The 447-nt window shown below is 60.6% G+C and carries 2 protein-coding genes; both read left to right on the forward strand.

The genetic code is table 11. The features are described from left to right. Positions 1 to 15: 15 nt before the first annotated feature. Positions 16 to 159, forward strand: a complete 144-nt coding sequence (locus tag FJV41_RS55780; RefSeq protein WP_281291677.1) for a hypothetical protein — start codon at positions 16 to 18, stop codon at positions 157 to 159. A gap of 9 nt (positions 160 to 168) precedes the next feature. Then, positions 169 to 447, forward strand: a 279-nt coding sequence (locus tag FJV41_RS55785; protein WP_246137938.1) for a thiamine pyrophosphate-binding protein, incomplete at its 3' end; no start/stop codon positions are given.

The raw sequence follows: 447 nt of genomic DNA on the forward strand, positions 1-447 counted from the left end.
GGCGGCGGTCACCTGCTGGATTACCAGCTCGACCACGGGGTGCTGACCTTCGGCGAAATTCACAAGCTGATGATCGACCTGCCCGCCGACAGCGCGTTCCTGCAGGCTAATCTGCATCCCGATAATCTCGATGCCGCCATCCGTTCCGTAGAAAGTTAAGGGGGTCACATGGACAAACAGTATCCGGTACGCCAGTGGGCGCACGGCGCCGATCTCGTCGTCAGTCAGCTGGAAGCTCAGGGGGTACGCCAGGTGTTCGGCATCCCCGGCGCCAAAATCGACAAGGTCTTCGATTCACTGCTGGATTCCTCGATTCGCATTATTCCGGTACGCCACGAAGCCAACGCCGCATTTATGGCCGCCGCCGTCGGACGTATTACCGGCAAAGCGGGCGTGGCGCTGGTCACCTCCGGTCCGGGTTGTTCTAACCTGATCACCGGCATGGCC

It is taken from the genome of Myxococcus llanfairpwllgwyngyllgogerychwyrndrobwllllantysiliogogogochensis, from assembly GCF_006636215.1.
GTDB lineage: Bacteria > Myxococcota > Myxococcia > Myxococcales > Myxococcaceae > Myxococcus > Myxococcus llanfairpwllgwyngyllgogerychwyrndrobwllllantysiliogogogochensis.